General features: G+C 38.9%; 20 protein-coding genes. 19 read left to right on the plus strand and 1 reads right to left on the minus strand.

Annotated elements, in window-relative coordinates; translation table 11 throughout:
* Positions 1-70 precede the first annotated feature (70 nt).
* From AC6BKE_RS13190 to AC6BKE_RS13245, 12 genes are all read left to right on the plus strand, one after another.
* Positions 71-628 carry an NUDIX domain-containing protein gene (locus AC6BKE_RS13190; RefSeq protein ID WP_058843269.1) on the plus strand — a complete coding sequence of 186 codons (558 nt, stop codon included), beginning with the start codon at positions 71-73 and terminating at the stop codon, positions 626-628.
* A gap of 53 nt (positions 629-681) precedes the next feature.
* The gene (locus AC6BKE_RS13195) at positions 682-1,194 is read left to right on the plus strand and encodes a hypothetical protein (protein WP_271912584.1); all 513 of its coding nucleotides are present in this window, start codon (positions 682-684) and stop codon (positions 1,192-1,194) included.
* 121 nt (positions 1,195-1,315) lie between these two features.
* Positions 1,316-1,780: a ferric iron uptake transcriptional regulator gene (gene fur, locus AC6BKE_RS13200; RefSeq protein WP_004232171.1), complete on the plus strand. Its 465-nt coding sequence runs from the start codon at positions 1,316-1,318 to the stop codon at positions 1,778-1,780.
* 288 nt (positions 1,781-2,068) lie between these two features.
* Positions 2,069-2,971, plus strand: coding sequence for a site-specific tyrosine recombinase XerD (gene xerD / locus AC6BKE_RS13205; RefSeq protein ID WP_036127949.1), 903 nt, complete (start codon positions 2,069-2,071; stop codon positions 2,969-2,971).
* A gap of 99 nt (positions 2,972-3,070) precedes the next feature.
* Entirely contained in the window at positions 3,071-4,252 is a 1,182-nt protein-coding gene (deoB, locus tag AC6BKE_RS13210; RefSeq protein WP_089932072.1) for a phosphopentomutase, read from the plus strand.
* A gap of 13 nt (positions 4,253-4,265) precedes the next feature.
* Positions 4,266-5,516, plus strand: a complete 1,251-nt coding sequence (locus AC6BKE_RS13215; RefSeq protein WP_089932073.1) for a thymidine phosphorylase — start codon at positions 4,266-4,268, stop codon at positions 5,514-5,516.
* Between the two features lie 240 nt (positions 5,517-5,756).
* Positions 5,757-6,110, plus strand: coding sequence for an anti-sigma F factor antagonist (spoIIAA, locus tag AC6BKE_RS13220; RefSeq protein WP_036127938.1), 354 nt, complete (start codon positions 5,757-5,759; stop codon positions 6,108-6,110).
* Positions 6,103-6,543, plus strand: coding sequence for an anti-sigma F factor (gene spoIIAB / locus AC6BKE_RS13225; protein WP_036127935.1), 441 nt, complete (start codon positions 6,103-6,105; stop codon positions 6,541-6,543). The genes spoIIAA and spoIIAB overlap by 8 nt, the downstream gene beginning before the upstream one ends.
* Positions 6,544-6,601: 58 nt before the next feature.
* Positions 6,602-7,345: an RNA polymerase sporulation sigma factor SigF gene (gene sigF / locus AC6BKE_RS13230; RefSeq protein WP_283778184.1), complete on the plus strand. Its 744-nt coding sequence runs from the start codon at positions 6,602-6,604 to the stop codon at positions 7,343-7,345.
* A 15-nt stretch (positions 7,346-7,360) separates the two neighbouring features.
* Entirely contained in the window at positions 7,361-8,809 is a 1,449-nt protein-coding gene (locus AC6BKE_RS13235; protein ID WP_089932075.1) for a spore germination protein, read from the plus strand.
* A 210-nt stretch (positions 8,810-9,019) separates the two neighbouring features.
* Entirely contained in the window at positions 9,020-10,339 is a 1,320-nt protein-coding gene (gene lysA, locus AC6BKE_RS13240) for a diaminopimelate decarboxylase (RefSeq protein ID WP_036127923.1), read from the plus strand.
* 199 nt (positions 10,340-10,538) lie between these two features.
* The gene (locus AC6BKE_RS13245) at positions 10,539-10,910 is read left to right on the plus strand and encodes a GNAT family N-acetyltransferase (protein ID WP_036127920.1); all 372 of its coding nucleotides are present in this window, start codon (positions 10,539-10,541) and stop codon (positions 10,908-10,910) included.
* Here the strand turns inward: AC6BKE_RS13245 and AC6BKE_RS13250 are convergent.
* The gene (locus AC6BKE_RS13250; RefSeq protein WP_036127917.1) at positions 10,907-11,413 is read right to left on the minus strand and encodes a DUF309 domain-containing protein; all 507 of its coding nucleotides are present in this window, start codon (positions 11,411-11,413) and stop codon (positions 10,907-10,909) included. The two genes, AC6BKE_RS13245 and AC6BKE_RS13250, sit on opposite strands and share 4 nt — an antisense overlap.
* Positions 11,414-11,468: 55 nt before the next feature.
* Here AC6BKE_RS13250 and AC6BKE_RS13255 point away from each other — a divergent pair, with 55 nt between their 5' ends.
* The 7 genes from AC6BKE_RS13255 (at position 11,469) to ccsB (ending at position 19,045) form a co-directional block, all read left to right on the plus strand.
* Complete coding sequence (locus AC6BKE_RS13255) at positions 11,469-12,248, plus strand: segregation/condensation protein A (RefSeq protein ID WP_058843273.1); 780 nt, start codon at positions 11,469-11,471, stop codon at positions 12,246-12,248.
* Positions 12,220-12,813 carry an SMC-Scp complex subunit ScpB gene (gene scpB / locus AC6BKE_RS13260; protein WP_036127911.1) on the plus strand — a complete coding sequence of 198 codons (594 nt, stop codon included), beginning with the start codon at positions 12,220-12,222 and terminating at the stop codon, positions 12,811-12,813. The genes AC6BKE_RS13255 and scpB overlap by 29 nt, the downstream gene beginning before the upstream one ends.
* A 77-nt stretch (positions 12,814-12,890) precedes the next feature.
* Positions 12,891-13,961 (plus strand): D-alanyl-D-alanine carboxypeptidase family protein, encoded by a 1,071-nt coding sequence (locus tag AC6BKE_RS13265; protein ID WP_058843274.1) that lies wholly within the window; start codon positions 12,891-12,893, stop codon positions 13,959-13,961.
* Between the two features lie 616 nt (positions 13,962-14,577).
* Entirely contained in the window at positions 14,578-15,309 is a 732-nt protein-coding gene (locus AC6BKE_RS13270) for a pseudouridine synthase (RefSeq protein WP_036127908.1), read from the plus strand.
* A gap of 334 nt (positions 15,310-15,643) precedes the next feature.
* The gene (resA, locus tag AC6BKE_RS13275) at positions 15,644-16,177 is read left to right on the plus strand and encodes a thiol-disulfide oxidoreductase ResA (protein WP_036127905.1); all 534 of its coding nucleotides are present in this window, start codon (positions 15,644-15,646) and stop codon (positions 16,175-16,177) included.
* A 13-nt stretch (positions 16,178-16,190) separates the two neighbouring features.
* Positions 16,191-17,867, plus strand: coding sequence for a cytochrome c biogenesis protein ResB (gene resB, locus AC6BKE_RS13280; protein ID WP_036127902.1), 1,677 nt, complete (start codon positions 16,191-16,193; stop codon positions 17,865-17,867).
* Complete coding sequence (gene ccsB, locus AC6BKE_RS13285; protein ID WP_340833828.1) at positions 17,864-19,045, plus strand: c-type cytochrome biogenesis protein CcsB; 1,182 nt, start codon at positions 17,864-17,866, stop codon at positions 19,043-19,045. The genes resB and ccsB overlap by 4 nt, the downstream gene beginning before the upstream one ends.

Below are 19,045 nucleotides of genomic sequence, written 5' to 3' on the forward strand. Positions count from 1 at the left end.
GTCCTCCTTCGATTTCTCTACTTGTAATGGTACAATGAACATATCTGAAGAACAAGCGAGGTTATCGTCAGTGAAAAAGTTTGAGGAAAAAACAACGACAACAACACCAATCTATGATGGAAGAATAATAAAACTACAAATTGATGAGGTAACTTTACCAAATGGACAGGTTGCGAAACGTGAAATCATAAAGCATCCCGGTGCCGTAGCAGTTATTGCCGTTACGGACGAGGGGAAACTAGTGTTGGTAGAACAATATCGTAAAGCGCTTGAACGTTCAATCGTTGAAATTCCGGCAGGGAAGCTGGAACCTGGTGAGGAGCCAGTGGTGACAGCACGTCGTGAATTAGAGGAAGAGACAGGCTATGGAGCGCATAAACTGACTTTTTTACAAACATTTGCAACATCACCAGGCTTTGCGGATGAAGTTATTCATTTGTTTGTAGCGAGGGAATTATATACAATAGATAATAAAGCAGATTTAGATGAGGATGAATTTGTCGAATTATTAGAAGTTTCGTTGGAAGAAGCACAAATAATGGTGGCAGATCAGCGTATATATGATGCTAAAACGGCATTTGCAGTACTCTGGCTGGCTGCGAATTTAGAAAATAATCTTTTAGCATAATAGAGACGGACGAGCATAAGCTGTACAAACCTTGATAGAAAAGGAGCATGTTTATGTCTCGTACGGTGTCTATTTTTTATCACGCTTCCATCATTGCAGTAAGTTTTGTTTGCGGCGTTATTTTCTTTCATATTATTGGTGGACCGAAAGCGGAACCATTTATATTATTTATAGAGCCTCGTTTAGCAGATGGGGACAGGCACTCCATTTTTCGTTTAGTACTGCCTGTCACTATTTCTATAGGTCTTGTATTATTACTAGCAACACATAGCGTATTAAAAGTTTTAGTGCGTGTGACAGTAGCCATACGTGCCACTTTTTTTGGCTTTAGTTCTGTTTTTTTATTACAAAAACTTGAAGCTTTTTGGCTTTATACGATTTGGTGGTTTCCATTTCAGCTCATCTATTGTATATTGTTGCTAGTCCTATGCAATTTACTTGTACCCGCTTGGTCCAAGCGAAAAATCGGGAAACAAGTATCTGGTCGAACAATTTTGTTGAATTTTATCGCATTTTTCATCATAATAGTTGCTGAGTTTATTATTATTGCTTATGTGTTAAAATGAAGGATTGAATGGACAGAAATTGTGATCAGATAAAAAATAGAAGCATGTTAGAAATCTATTCACTATCTTGTAATAGGATTTACTCCTTTGGTATAATGGAAAGAGTTTAGGGGGGCGTCACATGGAGAGCCGAATTGATCGTATAAAAAAACAGCTGCATAGTGCTAGTTACAAGCTGACGCCGCAGCGAGAAGCGACAGTTGCTGTCTTGCTTGAGCACGAAGAGGACCACCTAAGTGCTGAGGATGTTTATCTTTTAGTAAAAGAAAAAGCACCAGAGATTGGTCTAGCTACTGTTTATAGAACGTTAGAATTATTAACTGAGCTCAAAATTGTCGACAAAATCAACTTTGGCGATGGCGTATCGCGCTATGACCTACGCCAAGAGGGAGCTGCCCATTTCCACCATCATCTTGTTTGTATCGAATGTGGTGCTGTTGATGAAATTCAAGAAGATTTACTTGAAGATGTGGAAGCCGTTGTTGAAAAACGTTGGAACTTTATTATAAAAGATCACCGACTAACTTTCCACGGCATATGCTGGCGCTGTCATGATAAAAACGACGAATCGAATGAAGAAAAATAACAAAAAGCTGTCTGTTTTAATCTTAAGTATAGATTGAATCGGGCAGTTTTTTGTTTTTTTGAGGCATCAAATGTTTTTGTTCCGAAAGCGAAGTGTAAGAACAGAAGTCTCCTCGGACGAGCTTAATGAAAGAGTTATTAATAACTTGGACACATTTAAGTAGGGTGGCCTTGGATTAATTATAATGTAACGATAATATGGTTGGATTATGTCGAATAGAGGGGGCTTTAGCACATTTCTTAAGGCCATGATAAAATAGAGAATAATTGACAGTGAGGGGGCGTTATGATGAATGAATTTCAATATGCAGTAGAGGACTATATCCATTTTATTCAGGTGGAAAGGCAGTTATCTGTTAATACATTAGCATCCTATCGCCGTGATTTAGAAAGCTATGTGCATTTTTTGCAGGAAGCAGAGGGGATGGCTGATTTTAGCCGTGTGGAACGAACAACTATTTTGCGGCATTTGGAGCAATTGCGAGCACAGGGGAAGACAAGCCGTACCGTTGCCCGTCATATTTCTTCTATCCGGAGCTTCCATCAATTTTTACTGCGAGAAAAGCGTGCAGAAACAGATCCGACTGTTCATTTAGAAATGCCAACTATTGAGCAAAAGCTACCGAATATCCTATCTATCGAAGAAATCGAAGCGTTACTAACAGCTCCGAATCGAAGTAAGCCACAAGGTATACGTGATCTTGCCATGCTAGAGTTACTATATGGATCTGGCATGCGCATCAGTGAGCTCATTGCACTGGATTTAGCCGATATTCATTTAACGATGGGCTTTGTCCGTGTCTTTGGGAAGGGTGGGAAGGAACGAATTATTCCACTTGGCAAAAATGCCCTTTCGGCGATTAATGCCTATTTAAACGGTGCTCGTGGTCAGTTGCAAGGAAAGCACCCAAAAACAGATGCGTTTTTTATTAATCAAAGAGGGAAACGTTTAACAAGGCAGGGTTGTTGGAAATTAATGAAGGAGCATGCTTTAAAGGCAGGCATCCAACATGAATTAACCCCACATACATTGCGTCATTCCTTTGCAACTCATTTGGTCGAAAATGGCGCTGATTTACGAGCGGTGCAGGAGATGCTTGGTCATGCAGATATTTCTACAACGCAGATTTATACACATATTAGTAAAACAAGATTATCTGAGGTCTATAAGCAATTCCATCCACGTGCTTAAAACTCTTCAATAAGTAAAAAATATTTTAGTCGGATGTCTGACCTTTATTTTTCGCATTTTTTTGGTAAAATAGAGTCATGAGATTAGGAGGCAACCATTATGAATAAACCGTTTAACAAAATCCATGTTGTTGTCATGGACTCAGTAGGTATAGGTGAAGCGCCAGACGCAGCAAATTTTGGTGATGTTGGTGCACATACATTAGGACATATCGCTGAAAAAATGAATGGGCTTACAATGCCAGTGATGGAGTCCTTTGGTTTAGCAAATATTGAATCATTGCAAGGTATGCACGCGGCTACAGAGCCAAAAGCATACTACGGTAAAATGCAAGAAGCATCTGTCGGCAAAGACACGATGACAGGCCATTGGGAAATCATGGGGTTAAATATCGATAAACCATTTAAGGTTTATCCAGAAGGATTTCCAGCGGAGCTTATTGCTGAGTTAGAGCAACGTACAGGTCGTAAAGTACTGTGCAATCAACCAGCAAGCGGTACACAAGTGATTGAAGATTTCGGTAAGGAACATATGGAAACAGGTGCGATTATTGTTTATACATCAGCCGATCCTGTTTTACAGATTGCTGCTCACGAGGAAATCATTCCATTAGAAGAATTATATAAAATTTGCGAAATGGCGCGTGAATTAACATTACAGCCTGAATATTTAGTAGGACGTGTCATTGCAAGACCATTTGTTGGTACGCCAGGCAACTTCACACGTACTGCCAATCGACATGACTACGCATTGAAGCCATTTGGTCGTACAACAATGAATGTTTTAAAGGACGCAGGATTAGATGTCATTGCCATTGGAAAAATCTCAGATATATTCAATGGTGAAGGTGTCACTGATTCGGTACGCACAAAAAATAATATGGATGGTATGGATCAATTTGCAGAGGTTGTCCGCCGTGATTTTCGTGGGATGAGCTTCTTAAATTTAGTGGACTTTGACGCCAACTTTGGTCATCGTCGTGATCCATTAGGCTATGGACAGGCACTACAAGAATTTGATGCACGCCTACCAGAAATTACAGAAGCTATGTCAGAGGATGATTTATTAATCATTACTGCCGATCACGGAAATGATCCAACCTTCCATGGAACAGATCATACACGTGAATATGTACCGTTAATTGTCTATTCACCACGTTTCAATGGTGGAACAGAACTAGCTTTGCGTGAAACTTTTGCGGATATTGCAGCAACAGTTGCTGAAAACTTTAGTGTAGAAGCACCACCATTCGGCAAAAGTTTCTTACATGATTTGAAATAAGGGGGTTTTTCGTATGAATATGGTTCAATTGTTTGAAAAGAAAAAACAAGGAATAGAGCTATCTCAAGCTGAAATTCAGTATTTTGTTGAAGGCTATACGACGGGTTCCATTCCAGATTATCAAGCAAGTTCACTTTTAATGGCTATACGCTTACTAGGTATGTCTGATGATGAAACATTTTATTTAACAAAGGCCATGATCGAATCAGGGGATGTTATTGATTTAACGTCTATTGATGGCTTTAAAATCGATAAACACTCTACAGGAGGAGTTGGTGACAAGGTCACACTTGTTGTCACACCAATTATCGCTTCTTTAGGAATCCCTGTGGCGAAATTTAGCGGTAAGGGTTTAGGCATTACAGGTGGAACAATCGATAAACTTGAATCCATTGAAGGCTTCAAAACAGAGCTTTCATCACAGGAGTTTATTGACAATGTCAATCAGCATAAAATTGCAGTTGCCGGACAAACAGGGAATCTTGTACCAGCCGACAAAAAATTATATGCATTACGTGATGTGACAGGTACTGTCGATTCTATTCCATTAATCGCTGCGTCGATTATGAGTAAAAAAATTGCAAGTGGTGCAGATGGTATTGTACTTGACGTAAAATGCGGCTCAGGTGCGTTTATGAAGACGCAAGAAGAAGCACAGATTTTAGCGGATACAATGACGGCCATTGGAGAAAAACTTGGGCGTAAAGTTGTCGCACATATTAGTGATATGGATAATCCTTTAGGAAAAATGATTGGCAATAAACTTGAAGTTGTAGAGGCGTATGCCTTATTAAGTGGACGCTTGGAAGAAACGCATGAAGATTTGTTGGATGAATGTATTGTTATTTCTTCCTTAATGTACCAAGTTGCCGCTGGCGTGAATGAAGCGGAAGCGACCGCTGAGGTTAAGCGCGTGCTTGCTGATGGTTCTGCTGCTGCAAAATTTGAGGAGTTCATTGTTGCACAAGGTGGTGTAGTTTCTGATATTGTCCAAAATGAAACCGCTCATAAAGTAGCAGTGACAGCTGTTGCAGAGGGCACTGTGGAAACGATTAATGCCTTATTAGTAGGTGAAGCGAGTGTCAGTCTAGGTGCTGGACGATTAACGAAGGAATCGGTACTTGATTATGATGCAGGCATCCAGCTGATTGCTAAAAAAGGTGACCATGTCAATCATGGCGACACGATTGCTTATTTATATGCCAATCAACCAATTGTTGAAGAGACAATCAATAAAATACAGCAAGCATATACAATTGCATAAAGATTCGTTAGCGAGGGCTCTCACTTTAAGTGAGCTCTCGCTTTTTTTACGTTCTAAGGATCGTTAAACTTTAGCTAGCAATGGCGTTTAGAAAATGTAGATTTATCCCATACTGCACTTAACCTAAAAAGCTATAAGTATGTCGATTAGACACTATTTCGGAAGACTTTGCACTAGTTCTGTCAGCCGCAAGGATTCATTGCATTGAATGTGGAATTGCACGAGGAGGAGGCGATGTTCATGCATTATCAATTAGAAATGGTCACAAGAGAGACTGTCGTTATACGTTTGTTTGGGGAGCTCGATCACCATGCAGTAGAACAAATTCGAGCGAAAATTTCTACAGCAATTTTTCAAGGCACTGTGACGACCATCATTTGGAACTTAGAAGGGCTTTCCTTTATGGATAGTTCAGGCGTTGGCTTAGTGCTTGGTCGAATGCGTGAGTTAGAAGCAGTTGCTGGGCGAACTATTTTATTGAATCCATCGCCAACAATGCGAAAAGTATTTCAATTTTCAGGATTAGGGCCATGGATGATGGATGCAACAGAGGAACAAGCGATTGATCGCGTAAGGGGGATTGTAAATGGATAACGAAATGACATTAACATTTTTAGCACTTAGTGAAAATGAAGCCTTAGCCCGTGTGGCTGTTACAGGTTTTATTGCACAATTAGACCCAACTATTGATGAGCTATCAGAGTTTAAAACAGTTGTCTCTGAAGCGGTTTCCAATGCCATTATTCATGGCTATGAAGAAAATGGTAAGGGTGTTGTTACAGTTCATGCAAAACGTGAGGATGACATTGTAACGGTATCTGTCATGGATAAAGGAATAGGAATTGAGGACGTTAGTCGAGCGATGGAGCCATTATTTACAACGAAAAGTGCGATGGAGCGTTCGGGTATGGGCTTCACCATTATGGATAGCTTTTCAGATCAGCTAACAGTAATGTCTAAATGGCAAGAAGGAACAACTGTAACGTTTACGAAGAAATTTTACACAGTTCGCACAGCGGTAATGTGAGGTTGAGACAGTGAAGCCGCTAGAACAGTCGTCCGATAAGCTATTGTCTCAGGAGGAAATGCGTGATTTAATTGCACGCGCACAGCAGGGCGATCATGAGGCTCGTAAACGAATGGTAGAAGGCAATACGAGACTTGTGTGGTCCATTGTTCAACGTTTTACAACGAGAGGTGTTGAGCTTGAGGATTTATTCCAGATTGGCTGCATAGGGCTGATGAAATCTGTAGATAAATTCGATTTAACCTATGATGTGAAGTTTTCAACCTATGCAGTCCCTATGATCATTGGTGAAATTCAACGCTTTTTAAGGGATGATGGCATGGTGAAGGTGAGTCGCTCTATTCGTGAGCTAAATTTTAAAATTCGTCATGCTACAGATGAATTTATTAAGAAAAATGAACATCCACCAACCATTCAAGAACTTGCTCAGGTACTTGGTGTGACAACGGAGGAAATTGTCACAGCATCCGATGCGCTGAGAGATCCAGCATCTCTTCATGAGCAATTGTATGAAAGTGAAGGGGATTCCATTACATTGATGGACCAAATGAAAGATGAAAAATCTGAGCAACCATTTGATTATATCCCATTGAAGGAAGTACTCACGAGACTTGAACCGAGAGAGCAGTCTATTATTTATTTACGCTATTTTTCAGATTGCACGCAAACAGAAATTGCGAATAGGTTAGGGATATCACAAGTACAAGTGTCTCGTTTAGAGAAAAAAATCCTTGCCCAGCTGAAAAGTTGGATGGCTACAAGCGCTACCGTGGAGCAGGAAGCTATAAAAAAAGACATCTAAGAAAATGGTGACAGCATGACAAATAAATTATTTAACAGCTTAGAAGAAGCCGAAGATTTTCTTATTGAACATTTTGGTGACGGCGAATCATTTGACGTTGGTATTAAACACTTATTTGTCAAGGATTTGCCGGTCCTTTGTGCATATATTAGCGGGCTTGTGGACGGAGAAGCTTTAACACAGTTACTCTCTAGCATGCTTCCAAATGAAGACATTGACATTGATGTGGAGGATGAGAAGGAATATTTTGAGTCCTATTTTAATTTCCATGGGCGTTCAGAGGAAACAGAGCGAAAAGCCTATTTATTAGCCATTTTAAGTGGACAAGTCACCTTTATTACTAAAAGTGGCTATTGCTACGTTGCAGAGCTGAGGAATTATCCAGGACGTTCTCCAGAAGAGCCAGATAATGAAAAGGTAATTCGTGGTTCGCGGGATGGCTTTACAGAAGGAATTTCTCAAAATACGGCTTTAATACGTAGGCGAATTCGCAATAGTAATTTACGTTTCGAGCTACATAAAATATCCAAAATCGGCCAAACCGACGTGGCGATCGCGTTTATGAAGGATATTGCCAATGAAGATATGCTCGAAAATTTACGACAGCGCCTTGGACAAATTAATCACGATGGCTTGACGATGGCCGATAAATCATTAGAAGAATGGCTTTTTAAGCAAAAATTCCATCCAGTGCCATTTGTACGCTATACGGAACGACCTGATATTGCAGCAGCGCATCTGCTTGAAGGGCATATAGCGATATTGGTCGATACCTCTCCATCCGTGATTTTAGTACCTGTTACTATATTTCATTTATTACAGCATGCGGAGGAATATCGACAGGCACCAACAGTTGGTACGTTTGTGCGATTTATGAGGTATTTTGGTTCTGTCATGGGTTTACTTTTATTACCATTGTGGTATGTGTTTGCTACAAATGAATCCTTACTGCCGGATGCCTTATCCTTTTTAGGCACCGAAGAGAAATCGCATGTACCATTATTATTGCAAATATTGATTGCAGATATAGGTATTGAATTTTTAAGGATGGCCGCCATTCATACTCCGTCACCATTATCGACTGCGATGGGATTGGTTGCGGGGGTAATCATTGGTCAAATTGCTATTGATGTAGGATTATTTTCTGCGGAGGTAGTTCTTTATACAGCAGTAGCAGCTATTCTTATTTTTATCATTCCATCATATGAACTCAGTATCTCGATCAAAATTTTTAGGTTGCTGTTATTAATTATAACGGGTCTCTGGGGTGTCAATGGCTTATTTATTGGCTTATTTTTATTGTTTACGTATTTATGTTCATTACGACCTATGCAGGCACCTTATTTATGGCCGCTTGTTCCATTCTTCCCAACGGCAATGCTTCGTGTCATCATTCGTTTCCCAATGACTTCGGATGCATTAAGACCTTATGTAGTCGCTTCCAAACAGCGAAAAAGATCATAGGAGCCGTTGCACTCGTTTTTTTCATGTGATAAAGTTCACATATAGTATTTTGTGATTTTTGCAAAAATTATTTTCATTCAAGAAAAAGTAGGGTATATACATTTTTCTTTTAATATTTTTATGGAAATAATTACTTGATGGGATGCCACGAAAGTCCCTACAAAGTGTGAAAATAACAAGATGGAACGATGTGAAAAGGGAGAGATGCACATGCATTTATATGGAACACAAGCGATTTCTGAAGATGGTCATTTAACAATTGGACAGGTAGACACACTAGAGCTAGCAAAAGAGTATGGTACACCACTTTTCGTGTATGATACTGCACTTATTCGTAAGCGTGCACGCGGCTTTATCGATACGTTTAAAAAATTAGGCGTAAAAGCAGAAGTAGCTTATGCTTCAAAAGCATTTGCATGTGTAGCGGTGTATCAATTAGCAGCAGAAGAAAATTTATCCTTGGATGTTGTATCTGGTGGGGAGTTATTTACTGCCTTAAAGGCAGGCTTCCCAGCAGAGCGCATTCATTTCCATGGTAATAATAAAAGCATTGCTGAAATAGAGCTAGCTTTTGACTCCAAGATTGGATGTATGGTTGTAGATAATTTCTATGAAATACAGCTTTTAAAAGAAATTTCGGAGCGCCGTCAGCAAAAAATGCGTATTTTATTACGTGTTACACCAGGTGTGGAAGCACATACGCATGATTTCATCACGACAGGTCAAGCAGATTCAAAATTCGGCTTTGACTTAAACAATGGTCAAGCGGATGAAGCATTCCAACAAACATTTAACCATGAATTCCTAGAGCTACTTGGCTTACATTGTCATATTGGCTCACAAATTTTTGATACTGCTGGCTTTGGCTTAGCTGGAGAAAAATTGATTGACAAAATTTCTGATTGGAACAAGACTCACGAATTTACGTGTACTGTGTTAAACTTAGGTGGGGGCTTTGGTATTCGTTATACTGAAGAAGATGCACCGCTGGAACCACAAGTTTATGTAGAGGATATGATAACAGTTGTGAAAAATAAAGCAACTGTGCTTGGACTGAAGATGCCAGAAATTTGGATTGAACCAGGTCGATCACTTGTAGGTGATGCAGGAACATCTCTTTATACAATCGGTTCACAAAAAACAGTGCCAGATGTGCGCAAATATATTGCGGTTGATGGTGGGATGAGTGATAACATCCGCCCAGCATTATACGATGCTAAGTATGAGGCAGTCATTGCAAGTAAAGCGAATGAGCCGAAAAATGAACTCTATACAGTGGCTGGTAAATTATGTGAATCTGGCGATAAATTAATTATTGATGCGAAACTACAAGATGCTGCTTCAGGCGATGTGTTAGCCATATTCTGTACAGGTGCGTATGGTTATTCGATGGCTAGTAACTATAACCGTGTGCCAAGACCTGCTGTTGTATTTGTAGAAAATGGACAGCATCAACTAGCTATTCGCCGCGAAAGTTATGAAGATATTGTGCAAAACGATCTCCCGCTAACTTTAAAAAAGGGTGAGTAAATTTGAGGAAAAATAAGTGGGTATTACTAGCGTCCATTTCAACTTTTATTTTGTTGTGGGGCGTTGTCTATTGGGTGTTGGCGTCTAAAGGTATTCTCGGACCTGGTTCGTAAGACAGAAATTGGCTTGCGGTAAAAGTACAAATCGTGTAGGATAGTCAAAGATTATGTACAGCTAGAAAAAGAGGGAATAGACAAATATGTTAATTCGATATAAGAAAGCTTTAGAGAAAATAGCAATGGGGCTACTTTCATTTATGCCTAATGAAAAAGACGTAAAAAAGCTTACAGAGACCATCCACTCCTATGAAAATGACGATAATTGGGTTTTATATTTATGGAAAAAGAATGATGAATATGTTGGCATTGTTGGGCTTGTCATTGATGAGCATAATACAGCTACCATCCAGCATGTATCGGTGATCCCTTCCTATAGGGGTGAAGGCGTAGCAACGGAAATGCTTCAAGAAGTGGCAGAACTTGGCCAATATGAAAGTGTACGTGCTACCGATGCAACACGGAGCTTGGTTCAAAAATGTATCCATTGTAAAGATGAAAAAGCAGACGATTAACAGCGTCTGCTTTTTCTTTGTTTGCTTTCTTGCCGCTCTGCAAGAATATGTGAGCGATCTCGTAGCATATGTTTATGAAGAAGATAGTTTGAACTACTAGAAGGCAAGAGCTGTATACGTGCAATCGTTAACTCCAGCAAATTGGGAGAGAGAGGGAGCTGGATAGCTTGAAAGGAATTGCCCGTTTTCAACGAAATAAGGGTCGTTGTTACTTGTGTTAGGAGTTGCTGATAATCGATTTCTTGGAAAAAAATATGGCCTTCATTTTCTTGGAAATTATGAAGTGCCTTTTCTAAAATTCGTATAGCGCCAGTATTGTTACCACGTCGCCAATGATAGAAACCTGTTGCAAGCTGCACATAGCCAACAAGCGGATGCATTTTATCACCAGGTGCAATTTCCTTCCAATATTCCTCCAGTACTTCATGGCATTCAAAAAAATCTTGATTGCCATTAAAATAAGCACAGTAATCTATAAATAAAGTATGATGCTGTGGATGCATTTTGGACTCCTTTCCACTATACTAAAAGAACATAGAATCTCAGGGTGGTAAAATAATGTCTTATGAAGTAAAATTAGAAGCCTTTTCAGGGCCTCTTGATTTATTATTGCATTTAATTCACAGATTGGAAATTGATATCTATGATATCCCAATGGCTGAAATTACACAACAATATATCGACCATATACATGCAATGCAAGTACTGGAATTAAATGAAGCAAGTGAATATTTAGTAATGGCAGCAACATTGCTGGCAATTAAAAGCCGCATGCTATTGCCGATTCATGAAGGTGAAATGGAAGACGCAGAATTAGAAGTGGACGGCCCTGACCCTCGTGAAGAACTGGTGCAACGCTTAATTGAATATAAAAAATATAAGGAAGCAGCCAGTAATTTGCAAGAGCTTGAAACGGACCGATCACAAGTATTTACAAGGCCACCAGCTGATTTAACAGGGTTGGCCTCGGATGAACAAATGGCTTTGTTTGATTTAAATGTGAACATCTATGATATGCTTGGAGCATTTCAAAAATTGATGCGTCGCAAAAAATTAAAGAAACCACTAAAAACGACAGTAGCGAGGCAGGAAAGATCAGTAAAAGATCAAATGCGTTCTGTTGTTGATTCTTTACGTTTAACAGGTGGACGTGCATCATTTTTCGAGCTTTTTCCCTATGAAGATAAGCCGACACTTATTCTGACGTTTGTTTCCCTTCTAGAACTGATGAAACGTCAGGTCGTCGTCGTAGAACAAGATGGTAATTTTGAAGAATTAACGGTTACCTTGCAGAAGGAGGAATGGGAAGATGACGAAAACTTTGATGTTACAGAGTAGAATTGAAGCCTTATTATTCGTTGTTGGAGATGATGGCTTAACGATTAAACAGCTATCGCAACTTTTAGGAGAACAGGAAGAGCTGATTGTTCAGGCGATGAGTGCATTGAGAGAAGCCTTTGACGAAGATGTAGCAAGAGGCATTACTGTGAAGGAAATTGCAGGCGTTTATCAGCTCATTACAAAATCTGAGTTTGCTGATACGATTCAAAGATTAGTAGAGAATCCAACGGCACAATCCCTATCCCAAGCCTCCTTGGAGGTGCTGGCGATAGTGGCTTACAAACAGCCCATTACACGTGTAGCAATAGAAGATTTGCGCGGTGTAAAGTGTGAACGACCAATTCAAACATTAGTGTCACGAGGATTAATTAAAGAGGTAGGGCGTTCAGAAGGAACTGGACGTGCCATACTATATGGAACGACAAAAGAATTTTTACATTATTTTGGCTTAAATACTATTGAAGAAATGCCGCCTCTACCTGAAGAGGATCTTGTTGAAACAGAACAAGAAACAGATTTATTTATGACAAAGTTCCAAGAGACATTTAGCAGTGCAAAATAATGATTAGGTATAATGCGTAGCCTTCAACATAAATATGAATCTATATTTTCCTATCACATTAAATAAGGAGTGGCTCGTTGCTTCGGTTATTTCGTTTAACACTGTTCATGCTCATGATATTAATGGTAATGCTTCCTCAAACTAGCTTTGCCAGAGGGGGAAGTGGCTATGCTGTCTTAGATGGTGCTACAGGCCGCGTTTTAATAGGGTCTAATAGCGATGAACGCTTACCTATTGCTAGCCTAACAAAAATTTGGACAGCACTTGTTGCAATCGAAAATAGTGACCTGCAAGATGAAGTTGTGATATCACCGAATGCCGCTATGGCTGAGGGGAGTTCTATTTATTTACAGGCTGGTGAAACAGTAACAGTCGAAACGTTATTGTACGGTTTAATGCTGCGTTCAGGCAATGATGCTGCGACCGCTTTAGCAGAACACGTAGGGGGTTCTGTGGAGGGCTTTGTCAAATTAATGAATGAAAGAGCTGTGATTGCAGGTCTGACTAACACGGTTTTTATGAACCCTTCTGGTCTTCATCATGATGAGCATTTATCGTCAGCAAGAGATACTGCTGAGATGTTAAGACTTGCTTTGCAAAATAAAACATTTGAGAAAATTGCTTCAACGATTCTTTATCGGGCGAATACGGTAAACGGAATGCTTTGGGAAAATAAACACCGATTATTAAGAGAAGGTTCAGGGATGGCTGCACATATAGATGATGAAACGGAGCAGCCTGTTAGTTCTTTAAAATCAGCGACTGGCACTGCGTTCGCTGGAAAAACCGGCTTTACAAAGGTTGCTGGACGTACACTAGCAACAGCCTTTCAAAAGGACGGGCAAATCTGCATTGTTGTCACTTTAAATGAATCCGATGATTGGAATGTACATCGAGGTTTATCGAATAGAGTATGGCAAGACTATAGCCTTGAAACCGTAGTGAAGAAGGGCAAATACAACGTCAACAAAAAGTTAGCTATTCGATTAGAAGAGCCCGTTCGCCTACAATTAAATAAAGAAGAAAAAGAACAGGTGCGGCAAGTTTTACATGTATCAAGAAAACGTCAAGAAGCTGTCTTGTCGATCTTTATTGGTGAAGAGCGTATTTATGCAACTCCAGTAAAAGTTGAATCAGCAGATCGTTAAAAACGATTTGCTGATTTTTTTAGTATGGAATCTCTGCTAAATGACGGATGACTATAGCATAAACAGCCAAGTGATTCAGTGCAATATGCTTTTATTTTGAGCCGTTCTTTCGTGCTCTTATAATCTGCATTATTAGACAACTAACTGCTTGGAAGAAAGGTGAGTAAATCAATATAGAAAAAGCTGACGTAACAATACATGATAAAAAATTTTTGTGCTACAAAATGTTTCAACAATTGAGCAAACACTAACAAGTAGAAGCTCAAAACGTTTTCATTTCAATATGGACTAACAATTGACAATAAGGACGATTAAAAGCTGCTGAATGATAGCTTTCTTGTCTGTTAAAATAAAGATTTTTAAGTCGATTCGCTTTTTTGCCAAATGAGTATACTGGTTATGAGGAACGTAAAATGTAGGTGCAAATGATAAGAAATTTGTGAATGAGAAATAATTTGGAATACTCAATTAAAAAATGTGAAATTTGTTTTTCTTTAATAATGCTTAAAAGTATGACATAATTTTCACAGATTAGCGGGAAAGATAACCCTATTCATTAGAGCGAAATCGAATGATGACGAAAGTGTCAATGTGAAAGAAAACTAGAGGTGAAAAAATGGAAAGATTACAAAAGGTCATTGCCTATGCAGGAGTTGCTTCAAGGCGCAAGGCAGAGCAATTGATAGTAGAAGGCAAAGTAAAAGTTAATGGTGTAGTTGTTCGTGAGTTAGGAACGAAGGTTTCTAATTCTGATACAATTGAAGTAGAAGGTGTGAAATTGGAAAAGGAAGATAAGGTATATTATTTACTTTACAAACCACGTGGAACAATTTCGGCTGTGACGGATGATAAAGGACGCAAAACTGTCACAGATTTATTTCACCATATTCCGCAACGTATTTTCCCAGTTGGTCGTCTTGATTATGATACATCTGGATTATTATTATTGACAAATGATGGGGAATTCTCCTATATGTTGACACATCCGAAGTTTAAAATTGATAAAACCTATATCGCGCGTGTCAAAGGTATTCCAACAATTGAAGGGCTTAAAAAACTTCAAAGAGGGATTAAATTAGAGGATGGGAAAACAGCTCCAGCTAAGGTTAGTATGACATCCTTTGACGAAAAAGCAGGCAAAGCAATTTGTGAAATTACGATTCATGAAGGACGCAATCGCCAAGTTCGTCGTATGTTTGAAGCCATTGGGACACCTGTTGTCAAATTAAAACGTGAACGCTTTGCATTCTTAGATTTATTCGGCCTTACACCAGGAGAATACCGTGAATTATCAAAGCATGAAGTCAAGCAATTACGTGTTTTAGCGGAGACTGGAAAGCTTGATTAAAGAACATTTGCCAAAAGAAAGTAGATACCACAATAGGTATTATTTGGGTGTTTACACTTTCTTTATGGTGAATTCGTTCATAAATCATTCATAATTAATAGCTAAGTGTTTTTGTATCATTTTGCTATAATAGGTGAGAATAGTACACCTAGTAACAGTTTGTTCAAAAGAACTGTTACACATACAATCTGGTATTGTTGACGTCAATTTGAAAGAAGTTTTTACATAATTAAAGACGTATATAAAATGAAAAAGTTCATTGGGTCTGCATTAGGTAAAAGCTTCGCGTTTACAAACTTTACGCTAAGCCGTAATTGATAGGGGGTTTATTAACTTGGAGAAAAAGAAAAAGCGTCTCGTACTGCGAACGGTCATCTTAGCACTGCTAGCGTTGGCAATCGGGTACACAGTATATGGAACAGCGACAAAGGAAAAAGTAGAGTTAGTGGCAGTAGGCTCTGAAGCACCTGACTTCACGTTAGTAGATTTAAACGGTGAAAAACATAAATTGTCGGATTATAAAGGACAAGGGGTATTTTTAAACTTCTGGGGAACTTGGTGTAAGCCTTGTGAGAAGGAAATGCCTGCGATGGACAATCAGTATCAAGAATTTAAAGATCAAGGTGTACAAACTTTAGCGGTCAATATCGCTCAAACTGATTTTGAAGTGCAGAATTTTGTCGATCGGTATGGTTTATCCTTCCCAGTAGTGATCGACAAAACGAAAAGTGTTATGACTGCTTATAATGTAGGTCAATTACCTGCTACAGTATTAATTGATCCTGAAGGCAAAGTGACTAAGATTATTACAGGTGAAATGACGGAGGAAAATATCGCTTCGTACATGGAATTAGTGAAGCCGGAATAAGGAGTATATGACGATGGAAAAAATCATTTGTGCTTGCGGTCATAGTAACCCATACGGCACGAAGCTTTGTGAGAAATGTGGTCGTCCTTTAACCGAAGAAGAACAGCAAAATAAAGTAGTTGATATGCGCTACGATGGTATGGCCATTCGCTCTAAAACATATAACAAGTCATTTATTGATAAAATATGGAATTTCTTCTCAAGTGTTAAAGTCGGTATATCCTTAATTATTATCACATTAATTGCTGCTTCAATCGGAACATTACTACCACAAGAGTTTTACGTGAAAGCTTCTGATTTGGAGAAGGGAGCTTATTACGCAGACGTTTATGGTACATTCGGTAAAATTTATTATACGTTAGGCCTTTCAGATTTATATAGCTCGTGGTGGTTCCAAATTTTAGTTGGTATGCTTGCTGTATCCATTATTGTGGCAAGTCTTGACCGGGGAATACCACTTTATAAATCATTGAAGAATCAACGTGTGAAAAGACATGAAAGCTTTATGAAGCGTCAGCGCATTGTTGCTGAAGGACAAGTGACAGCAGGCGCAGAGGAAACGCTTGATAAAGTGGCACAAAAAATGTCTGAGATGAGATATTCTGTTCGTCGAGATGGTAGCGCTCTCTTAGCTGAAAAAGGACGCTTTTCTCGTTACGGTCCGTACATAAACCATGTCGGTCTCATTATCTTTTTAGGTGGGGTCATGCTACGTCTGGTGCCAGGTTTCTATGTTGATGAATCAATCTGGGTACGTGAGGGCGAGACACGTGCGATTACTGGCATGGACGGTTATTTCATTGAAAACAATGATTTTGTTTTAGAGACACATGATAATGAACCACAGGGTGAGCAAGTAAAGCAGGGTGTAAATGTTGTTGCGAAAAATTTCCAAACAGATATTACACTATATAAGCAGCCTAAAGATGCTTTGCCAGGTGACACAGATAATCTAGAAAAAGTAAAAGACTATTCCATTCGTGTAAACCATCCTTTAAAGGAAGATGGCTTTGCGCTTTACCAAATGGATTATCGTTTAAATGAATTAAAGCAAATGAATTTCGAATTAATCAATAAAACGACTGAACAATCACTTGGTAAGGTGGAAATTGATTTAACAAACCCAAAAAAGGAATATGATTTAGGTAATGGTTCTTCCGTTCAAATTCTTGTTTATACACCAGATTTTGATGGATTTGAAAATGGGGAGCCACAAACAAAAACATCCATTCCAAATAACCCAGCATTCTTATTTAAAATGACAACACCAGAAACACCTGAAGGCGAAGTGAGCTTTGTTGAAATTATGCAACCTCCTTTAGAGCCGCTTGGTGAAAATAAATACAGAATGAAATTTGCAGCAGCAGAAATGCGTGATATGTCAGGTATTACAGTACGTAAAGATCGTACAATTCCTATCTTATTTGTTGGGGGCGTCATCTTTATGATTGGTGTTGTTATTGGTTCTTACTGGAATCACAGACGTTTATGGATTCAAGTGGAACCAGATGGCCGTGTGTTAATGGCTGCCCATGTTAACAAAAATATGTTCAGCATGAAAAAGGATTTAGATGCTGTTACAACATTTGCTGCATTGCCTCCGTATCAAGATCAGTTAGAGAAAGATGAGGCTGGCGAAGAGTCCACAAATGGTGGCATTAAAGAAAAGGAAGGTGACAACACCTTATGAGTTTGATTGACTTAAGTGGAAACCTATTATTTGTAGCTTTTATTGCTTATCTAGTTGCGACATTATTATTTGGTGGTTCAATTAAGCAAGCAAATGCTACTGGTAAAAATACTGGCAAATGGGGCAAGCTTGCCATTGTGGTAACCATTATTGGTTTCTTATCACAGCTAGGCTATTTTATTACGCGTTGGATCTATACAGGACATGCACCAGTAAGTAATATGTTTGAATTTACGACTGCCTTTGGTATGTTCATTGTTGGCGCGTTTATTTTAATTTATTTTATTTATCGTTTGACTGCACTAGGGCTAGTTGCATTGCCTGTTGCATTATTAATCATCTCATATGCAGCAATGTTCCCGAAAGAAGTAAGTCCGTTAGTACCATCGTTACAAAGTCATTGGCTAACGATTCACGTTATTACAGCAGCATTAGGACAATCTATTTTAGCCATTAGTGCTGTAGCAGGGCTCATTTATTTATTAAAAGTAGTTGATTTAACAAAGCCTTCTAAACAACGTTTTTGGTTAGAAGCCGTGATGTACTGTCTTGTAGTTGTAGTTGGTTTTGTCGCAGTGACATCTACATTCGGTGCTATGGATTATGAGTCTAGCTATAATTATGTGGATAAAGAAGGAACTACTCGTAAAATCATTTACAATTTACCGCCAATTTTCGGTATGAATGAATATGAAGCAGTTGAAGAACATGGTATGTCACCGTTAGTAGAAATGCCTGCATTAATTAATGCCAAAAAATTAACAACTGTCTTTTGGTCATTATTGGTAGGATCAATCTTGTATTTATTAATTCGTTTAATCGCTCGTCGTCGAATTAGTGCCATTTTCCAACCACTTGTTAAACGCGTTAATTTGCAATTATTAGATGAAGTTGGTTATCGTTCGGTGCTGATAGGATTCCCTGTATTTACCCTAGGTGCTTTAATTTTTGCGATGATTTGGGCACAAATTGCTTGGAGTCGTTTCTGGGGTTGGGATCCAAAAGAAGTATGGGCTCTTATTACATGGTTATTCTATGCAGCATTCCTACATTTACGTCTATCAAAAGGCTGGGAAGGTCGAAAATCTGCTTGGTTGGCATTAATTGGTTTCGGAATTATTTTATTTAACCTAATTGCTGTTAACTTAATTCTTGCAGGTTTACACTCTTACGCGTAA

The organism is Lysinibacillus sp. COL-1 (genome assembly GCF_059814265.1).

Excerpts from the sequence above, each read along its gene's own strand:
- xerD (WP_036127949.1), top strand. The coding sequence starts at position 2,069 with ATGAATGAATTTCAATATGCAGTAGAGGACTATATCCATTTTATTCAG.
- scpB (WP_036127911.1), top strand. The coding sequence starts at position 12,220 with ATGACGAAAACTTTGATGTTACAGAGTAGAATTGAAGCCTTATTATTC.
- AC6BKE_RS13270 (WP_036127908.1), top strand. The coding sequence starts at position 14,578 with ATGGAAAGATTACAAAAGGTCATTGCCTATGCAGGAGTTGCTTCAAGG.
- AC6BKE_RS13250 (WP_036127917.1), bottom strand. The coding sequence starts at position 11,413 with ATGCATCCACAGCATCATACTTTATTTATAGATTACTGTGCTTATTTT.
- AC6BKE_RS13195 (WP_271912584.1), top strand. The coding sequence starts at position 682 with ATGTCTCGTACGGTGTCTATTTTTTATCACGCTTCCATCATTGCAGTA.
- spoIIAA (WP_036127938.1), top strand. The coding sequence starts at position 5,757 with ATGCATTATCAATTAGAAATGGTCACAAGAGAGACTGTCGTTATACGT.
- lysA (WP_036127923.1), top strand. The coding sequence starts at position 9,020 with ATGCATTTATATGGAACACAAGCGATTTCTGAAGATGGTCATTTAACA.
- spoIIAB (WP_036127935.1), top strand. The coding sequence starts at position 6,103 with ATGGATAACGAAATGACATTAACATTTTTAGCACTTAGTGAAAATGAA.
- AC6BKE_RS13215 (WP_089932073.1), top strand. The coding sequence starts at position 4,266 with ATGAATATGGTTCAATTGTTTGAAAAGAAAAAACAAGGAATAGAGCTA.
- AC6BKE_RS13255 (WP_058843273.1), top strand. The coding sequence starts at position 11,469 with ATGTCTTATGAAGTAAAATTAGAAGCCTTTTCAGGGCCTCTTGATTTA.
- AC6BKE_RS13235 (WP_089932075.1), top strand. The coding sequence starts at position 7,361 with ATGACAAATAAATTATTTAACAGCTTAGAAGAAGCCGAAGATTTTCTT.
- fur (WP_004232171.1), top strand. The coding sequence starts at position 1,316 with ATGGAGAGCCGAATTGATCGTATAAAAAAACAGCTGCATAGTGCTAGT.
- ccsB (WP_340833828.1), top strand. The coding sequence starts at position 17,864 with ATGAGTTTGATTGACTTAAGTGGAAACCTATTATTTGTAGCTTTTATT.
- deoB (WP_089932072.1), top strand. The coding sequence starts at position 3,071 with ATGAATAAACCGTTTAACAAAATCCATGTTGTTGTCATGGACTCAGTA.
- AC6BKE_RS13245 (WP_036127920.1), top strand. The coding sequence starts at position 10,539 with ATGTTAATTCGATATAAGAAAGCTTTAGAGAAAATAGCAATGGGGCTA.
- resB (WP_036127902.1), top strand. The coding sequence starts at position 16,191 with ATGGAAAAAATCATTTGTGCTTGCGGTCATAGTAACCCATACGGCACG.
- sigF (WP_283778184.1), top strand. The coding sequence starts at position 6,602 with ATGCGTGATTTAATTGCACGCGCACAGCAGGGCGATCATGAGGCTCGT.